Origin of the sequence: Streptococcus wuxiensis, from assembly GCF_040888245.1 — a bacterium.
Classification (GTDB): Bacteria; Bacillota; Bacilli; order Lactobacillales; family Streptococcaceae; genus Streptococcus; species Streptococcus wuxiensis.
In genome coordinates this window covers 343815-350452 of sequence record NZ_JBFNFE010000002.1, presented here as the reverse complement: position 1 = coordinate 350452, position 6638 = coordinate 343815, and the positions used below count along the sequence as shown (strand labels likewise).

Genomic DNA, 6638 nt, shown 5'->3' with positions numbered 1-6638 from the left:
GTCGTAGGTTCGAGTCCTACTGGCGGAGTAGTTAAACGTTCTAAGGAACGTTTTTTTGTTTTCTTGGGTTTATTTTTCTGGATTTTTCAGAGCTTTTTTCCATCTATTTTTACTTCTTTTCTTTGTTTTAAGTTTGTTCAGCTTAAAATTTTTACTTTATAGAAATACTTATCTATTTATTTAGCCTTTCTGATAAACTTGTTTTATCAATAAGAAAGGTTTTTTATATGCTTCAAAAATATTATGATCGATCTTTGGTTTTTCTAAAGCAAATCGAAAATGAATATTCAATTTTATTTCAAAGTACTGATGAATGGGAATTACTTCATCTTAAATTTTTACTTTATTATTTAATTCGTTTTAAGATTAAGAATGAGAAGGATTTTCTTCTCTATCATTTTAGGGCTGCTTATCGTATCTATCTTAATCATTTACTTGGACAAACATTCAATTATTGTTAGTAGATACAGTTATTTTCATTTATTACGAACAATATTAAGTAATTTATAAAGAAATATTTAGATTATGCTAATTTTTTGTATTTTTTTAAATCAAAAGTAAAAGAATTCCCTAATCTTTTCTAGTGTTAATTCTTGATAAAATAGGCTTTTTTTCTTATAATAAATTGTAAGATATTATTGTGGGTGAGAGTCCCACCATGTATATGAGAAAGGACGAGCCATTTGGCTCAGACGAAAAATTATTATGACTTCAGTTGTTGTTGTAGGTACCCAATGGGGTGATGAAGGTAAAGGGAAAATTACAGATTTTCTTTCAGCTAATGCGGAAGTGATTGCTCGTTACCAAGGCGGAGATAATGCAGGTCACACAATTGTTATTGATGGAAAGAAATTTAAATTGCACTTGATTCCTTCAGGTATTTTCTTCCCAGAAAAAATCTCTGTAATTGGTAATGGGATGGTAGTAAACCCTAAATCTCTTGTCAAAGAATTGTCTTATTTGCATGAAGAAGGTGTTACAACAGATAATCTAAGAATTTCTGATCGTGCGCATGTTATTTTGCCTTATCACATTGAGTTAGACCGTCTTCAAGAAGAAGCTAAGGGTGATAACAAGATTGGGACGACAATTAAAGGAATTGGTCCAGCCTATATGGACAAGGCAGCTCGTGTTGGAATTCGTATTGCGGATCTTTTGGATAAAGAAATCTTCCGTGAACGTTTAGAACGTAATCTTGCTGAGAAAAATCGTCAATTTGTAAAATTGTATGATAGTGAACCTATTTCAATTGATGATATTTTTGAAGAATACTATGAGTATGGCCAACAAATCAAGCAATATGTGACTGATACTTCTGTTATCTTGAACGACGCGCTTGATAATGGTAAACGGGTTCTCTTTGAGGGTGCACAAGGTGTCATGTTGGATATTGACCAAGGTACTTATCCATTTGTTACTTCATCAAACCCAGTGGCTGGTGGTGTGACAATTGGTTCTGGAGTAGGTCCAAGCAAGATTGACAAAGTTGTCGGTGTATGTAAGGCTTATACAAGTCGTGTAGGTGATGGTCCTTTCCCAACTGAGCTATTTGATGAAGTTGGTGATCGTATTCGTGAAGTGGGGCATGAGTATGGGACAACTACTGGGCGTCCTCGCCGTGTAGGTTGGTTCGACTCAGTTGTTATGCGTCATAGCCGTCGTGTTTCTGGTATCACAAATCTTTCTTTGAACTCTATTGACGTTTTGAGTGGTTTGGATACTGTTAAAATCTGTGTGGCTTATGATCTTGATGGTCAACGTATTGATTACTACCCAGCTAGTCTCGAACAATTGAAACGTTGTAAACCAATCTACGAAGAATTGCCTGGTTGGTCTGAAGATATCACTGGAGTACGTAATTTGGAAGACCTTCCTGAAAATGCACGCAACTATGTTCGCCGTGTTAGCGAATTGGTGGGTGTTCGTATTTCAACATTTTCAGTAGGTCCTGGTCGTGAACAAACCAATATTTTAGAAAGTGTTTGGTCATAGGAGATTTTTAAGATTAGTTTAAGACAGGTTGGGTATACTATAGACAGTTACAAGAAGACCTCCTAACTTGTTGTAACAAATTTCCTAAACTTTTCTTTTTCATAATAATCTCCCTATAAAGTCACCGCATTCGGTGGCTTTTTTTGTGTTGAGAAACATGGTATAATGATAGAATTGATAGCTAGGAAGAGAGAAGAGATGAATTACACGCTTGAAGAAAAAGAAGCTTTTATGAGAGAGGCCTTAAAAGAGGCAGAGATTGCTTTAGAGCATGATGAAATCCCGATTGGTTGTGTAATTGTCAAGGACGGAAAAGTCATTGGGAGAGGACACAATGCGCGAGAGGAGTTGCAACGGGCAGTCATGCATGCGGAAATTATGGCCATAGAGAATGCTAATTTGAGCGAAGAGAGTTGGCGTTTGCTCGATTGTACGCTTTTTGTGACCATTGAGCCTTGTGTTATGTGTAGTGGGGCAATTGGTCTCGCACGGATTCCAAACGTGGTCTACGGGGCTAAAAACCAGAAATTTGGCGCCGGTGGGAGCTTGTACGATATTTTAACAGATGAGAGGCTTAATCACCGTGTGGACGTTGAAACAGGTGTTTTAGAGAATGAGTGCGCAGAGATTATGCAAGACTTTTTCCGAAATCGACGTAAAAAATAATTTCTCTTTAAAAATAGAGGGGAATGTGGTATAATAACTAGTGGAGCAACAGTTCTGCGTGAAGCGGGTCAGGGGAGGAATCCAGCAGCCCTAAGCGAGTGTGAATTGTGTGCTCTTTTTTCGTGCTTTTTTCGAATAAATAAGATAAAATAACCTAGAATAAAAGATTAAAAAGAGGAATAATATGAAAATTCGTGGTTTTGAATTAGTTTCTAGCTTTACAGATGAAACTTTGTTACCTAAACGTGAGACAGCGCACGCAGCTGGCTATGACTTAAAGGTTGCGGTGCGTACGGTTATCGATCCAGGAGAGATTGTTCTCGTTCCAACGGGTGTTAAGGCTTATATGCAGCCGACTGAAGTGCTCTATCTTTATGACCGTTCATCAAATCCTCGTAAAAAAGGTTTGGTCTTGATTAACTCTGTGGGTGTCATTGACGGAGACTATTATGGCAATCCAGGGAATGAGGGACATATCTTTGCACAGATGAAGAATATTACAGACCAAGAAGTTGTTCTTGAAGTTGGGGAACGTGTAGTTCAGGCTGTCTTTGCACCATTTTTAATCGCAGATGGAGATGAGGCAGACGGAGTTCGTACTGGTGGGTTTGGATCAACTGGGCACTAAGATGAAGATTATCTTTGTACGTCATGGAGAGCCAGATTATCGTGTGTTAGAGGAGCGTTCCTATACTGGATTCGGGATGGATTTGGCGCCCTTATCTGAGAAGGGATGGCAGCAAGCTCAGGAACTGAGCAAAAATTCTTTGCTACACTCAGCTGATCTACTAGTTTCTTCTGCAGTCACAAGAGCTTTAGAAACTGCTAGCTATGTGGCTTGTGCTACTGGACTTCCTTTGAGAGTGGAGCCATTATTGCATGAATGGCAAGTCTATGAAAGTGGCGTAGAGAATTTTGAAAAAGCTCGCACTCTGTTTCTAGAAAATAATGGATCCTTACCTCCTAATAGTCCCTTTCAATATGAGACAGCTGAGGAAATGAGATCTCGGTTTCTAAAATCTATGCGCAAGTATCGAGACTATCAGACAGTCGTTGTTGTCACTCATCGAATGCTCATGCGCCAATTTGTACCAGACGAGAAGATTGATTTTTGCCAAGTGATTGAATGTGAGATAGAGATATAGAAAGAAGCACAATGAATGAGCTATAAGGATTTTCAAGCTTTTACTGCCGAGAATTGTCTAGGGTATAAGAAGATTTATGAGATCAGTATTGGAGGATTTCTTTACCTAGCATTTCTCCCTGATGCCTATCATAAAATTCTTTGCATTTCTTCAGACTACATGTCAATCATTGACAGTGAAAATGGGCAAGTAACTCCGATAGACGGGGATTACGATGAGGTAGAGTTAGTAGCCATGTGTGAGGGATATGATTCACCTATCCCTATCTCTGGTCAATACGGTGGAAATCTCCCTCTGGATAATGGCAAAGACATCAGAGTGACAATGGATAAAGACCAATCTGAAGAGTATCCCATTTTAACTATTTATTGGGGGAAAGATGAGGAAGCTAAAAGTCAAATTTATAAAGGTTATTTACCCTATATTTTTGGATTTAGTCCTGATGGTCGGTATTATGTCCATGCGGATGATGGCGGCCTTACTGTTCTGAAACAAGATAGTTGCTGACGTGAAAAGAATAAGAGATTTTATAATGAGAGGATTAGAATTATAGCTAAGAAAAAAGCGACATTTGTGTGTCAAAATTGTGAATATAATTCACCAAAGTATTTAGGACGTTGCCCTAACTGTGGAGCTTGGTCTTCTTTTATTGAAGAGGTCGAGGTTGCAGAGGTCAAGAATGCGCGTGTGTCCTTGACAGGTGAGAAAACCAAGCCTATGAAATTGGCTGAAGTAACATCTATCAATGTTAATCGAACCAAGACTGAGATGGAGGAATTCAACCGTGTACTCGGTGGGGGTGTGGTACCAGGGAGTCTCGTCCTAATTGGTGGAGATCCAGGTATTGGAAAATCAACCCTTCTCTTACAAGTATCAACCCAGCTGTCTCAAGTAGGAACAGTCCTCTATGTCAGTGGTGAGGAGTCTGCCCAGCAGATCAAACTCCGTGCAGAGCGCTTGGGGGATATTGATAGCGAGTTTTATCTCTATGCTGAGACCAATATGCAGAGCGTGAGAGCTGAGGTAGAGAGAATCCAGCCTGATTTTCTCATCATCGACTCGATTCAGACCATTATGTCTCCTGAAATTTCTGGGGTGCAAGGGTCAGTTTCTCAAGTACGAGAAGTGACGGCAGAGCTTATGCAGCTGGCTAAGACTAATAATATTGCCATCTTTATAGTCGGTCATGTGACCAAGGAAGGAACTTTGGCGGGACCTCGAATGTTGGAGCATATGGTAGATACGGTTCTTTACTTTGAAGGGGAGCGCCACCATACATTCCGTATCTTGAGAGCAGTTAAAAACCGTTTTGGTTCGACCAACGAGATTGGAATCTTTGAGATGCAGTCAGGTGGCTTGGTTGAAGTTCTTAATCCTAGTGAAGTGTTTCTGGAAGAACGCTTGGATGGAGCCACTGGCTCGTCAATCGTTGTGACAATGGAAGGAACACGTCCAATTCTTGCGGAAGTGCAGGCCTTGGTGACGCCGACCATGTTTGGAAATGCTAAGCGTACGACGACAGGGCTTGATTTCAATCGCGCTAGTCTGATTATGGCTGTTCTGGAAAAACGTGCAGGGCTTCTCTTGCAAAATCAGGATGCCTATCTCAAATCAGCTGGTGGTGTCAAATTAGATGAACCTGCTATTGACCTGGCTGTTGCAGTTGCTATTGCTTCTAGCTACAAGGACAAACCAACCAATCCTCAGGAATGTTTTGTAGGAGAGTTGGGTTTGACGGGAGAGATTCGGCGCGTAAATCGTATCGAACAACGGATCAATGAAGCCGCTAAGCTTGGATTTACAAAAATCTATGTACCAAAAAATTCCCTAACAGGTATAAAGCCACCTAAGGAAATTCAGGTGATTGGGGTGACGACTATTCAGGAAGTCTTGAAAAAAGTATTCTCCTAATCGTTTTACTCAGATTTAGATTACTAATTATTTTATTGCAAACATTTATTAAAAGTAAGGAGGAATTTCTGATGAAATTTTCTATGGACAGTCATATGCAATTTCCTTTGGTAGAGTTGTCACTCAATCAAGGAGAAACCGTCTATATCCAGCGAGGTAGCATGGTCTACCATACACCCAATGTAAGTCTCAATACCCAGCTCAATGCAAGCGGTTCTGGTTTGGGACGTTTTGTCAAAGCTGTAGGGCGTTCAATGGTTTCTGGTGAAAGTACCTTTATCACTCAAGCTGTTGCAGAGTCTGACAACGGAAACCTTGCTTTAGCACCAGATACTCCTGGTCAAGTGATTGCTCTTGAGCTAGGCGAAAAGCAGTATCGATTGAATGATGGAGCCTTTTTAGCTCTTGATGGTACAGCTTTCTATACAATGGAGCGCCAGTCTATTGGGAAAGCTCTGTTCGGAGGGCAAGGCGGTCTCTTTGTGATGACAACCCAAGGTCAGGGAACTCTTTTGGCCAATGCTTTTGGATCTATTAAGAAAATTGAGTTGCAAAACCAAGAAATAACCATTGACAATGCCCATGTGGTGGCTTGGAGTCAATCTCTGGACTATGATATCCACTTAGAAAATGGCTTCTGGCAGTCTATTGGTACAGGCGAAGGAGTGGTGAATACCTTCCGAGGGACTGGTGAGGTCTATGTACAAAGTCTCAATCTTCAGAGCTTTGCAGGCTCTCTTAATAAGTATATCCAAAAAGGTTCATAATATTAAAAAAACTAGGACAGAAACCCAAGCTAGTTGCTGGATGTCTCTGTCCCAGTTTTTTTATATGAAAGTTGACAGCTGACAAGACAAAGAAAAGATGGTAAGATAGGAGATAAATAATTTGGTGTTCAAATTATCTGGCAGACTAGAAAGTGAG

At 39.9% G+C, this 6638-nt stretch carries 8 protein-coding genes and 1 other RNA gene; all 9 read left to right on the top strand.

Annotated elements, in window-relative coordinates:
• Nucleotides 1–227 precede the first annotated feature (227 nt).
• The 9 genes from comW to AB2B47_RS04390 all read left to right on the top strand — a co-directional run bounded on the left by comW (nt 228) and on the right by AB2B47_RS04390 (nt 6481).
• Nucleotides 228–461 (top strand): sigma(X)-activator ComW, encoded by a 234-nt coding sequence (comW, locus tag AB2B47_RS04430; protein ID WP_025170381.1) that lies wholly within the window; start codon nt 228–230, stop codon nt 459–461.
• A gap of 244 nt (nt 462–705) precedes the next feature.
• On the top strand, nt 706–1992 hold the full coding sequence (locus AB2B47_RS04425; protein ID WP_004250345.1) for an adenylosuccinate synthase: 1287 nt from the start codon (nt 706–708) through the stop codon (nt 1990–1992).
• A gap of 198 nt (nt 1993–2190) precedes the next feature.
• Nucleotides 2191–2658, top strand: coding sequence for a tRNA adenosine(34) deaminase TadA (tadA, locus tag AB2B47_RS04420; RefSeq protein ID WP_006153120.1), 468 nt, complete (start codon nt 2191–2193; stop codon nt 2656–2658).
• A gap of 32 nt (nt 2659–2690) precedes the next feature.
• An RNA gene (gene ffs / locus AB2B47_RS04415) (signal recognition particle sRNA small type) lies at nt 2691–2789 on the top strand.
• 53 nt (nt 2790–2842) lie between these two features.
• Nucleotides 2843–3286 (top strand): dUTP diphosphatase, encoded by a 444-nt coding sequence (locus AB2B47_RS04410; protein ID WP_006152872.1) that lies wholly within the window; start codon nt 2843–2845, stop codon nt 3284–3286.
• Nucleotides 3237–3803 (top strand): histidine phosphatase family protein, encoded by a 567-nt coding sequence (locus tag AB2B47_RS04405; protein WP_033686024.1) that lies wholly within the window; start codon nt 3237–3239, stop codon nt 3801–3803. The genes AB2B47_RS04410 and AB2B47_RS04405 overlap by 50 nt, the downstream gene beginning before the upstream one ends.
• Nucleotides 3804–3818: 15 nt before the next feature.
• Entirely contained in the window at nt 3819–4310 is a 492-nt protein-coding gene (locus tag AB2B47_RS04400; protein WP_006153147.1) for a hypothetical protein, read from the top strand.
• Nucleotides 4311–4349: 39 nt separating this feature from the next.
• Nucleotides 4350–5714: a DNA repair protein RadA gene (gene radA / locus AB2B47_RS04395; protein ID WP_080561317.1), complete on the top strand. Its 1365-nt coding sequence runs from the start codon at nt 4350–4352 to the stop codon at nt 5712–5714.
• Nucleotides 5715–5785: 71 nt separating this feature from the next.
• Nucleotides 5786–6481 carry a TIGR00266 family protein gene (locus tag AB2B47_RS04390; RefSeq protein WP_006152949.1) on the top strand — a complete coding sequence of 232 codons (696 nt, stop codon included), beginning with the start codon at nt 5786–5788 and terminating at the stop codon, nt 6479–6481.
• Nucleotides 6482–6638 lie beyond the last annotated feature (157 nt).

Excerpts from the sequence above, each read along its gene's own strand:
- comW (WP_025170381.1), top strand. The coding sequence starts at position 228 with ATGCTTCAAAAATATTATGATCGATCTTTGGTTTTTCTAAAGCAAATC.
- AB2B47_RS04425 (WP_004250345.1), top strand. The coding sequence starts at position 706 with ATGACTTCAGTTGTTGTTGTAGGTACCCAATGGGGTGATGAAGGTAAA.
- tadA (WP_006153120.1), top strand. The coding sequence starts at position 2,191 with ATGAATTACACGCTTGAAGAAAAAGAAGCTTTTATGAGAGAGGCCTTA.
- AB2B47_RS04410 (WP_006152872.1), top strand. The coding sequence starts at position 2,843 with ATGAAAATTCGTGGTTTTGAATTAGTTTCTAGCTTTACAGATGAAACT.
- AB2B47_RS04405 (WP_033686024.1), top strand. The coding sequence starts at position 3,237 with ATGAGGCAGACGGAGTTCGTACTGGTGGGTTTGGATCAACTGGGCACT.
- AB2B47_RS04400 (WP_006153147.1), top strand. The coding sequence starts at position 3,819 with ATGAGCTATAAGGATTTTCAAGCTTTTACTGCCGAGAATTGTCTAGGG.
- AB2B47_RS04390 (WP_006152949.1), top strand. The coding sequence starts at position 5,786 with ATGAAATTTTCTATGGACAGTCATATGCAATTTCCTTTGGTAGAGTTG.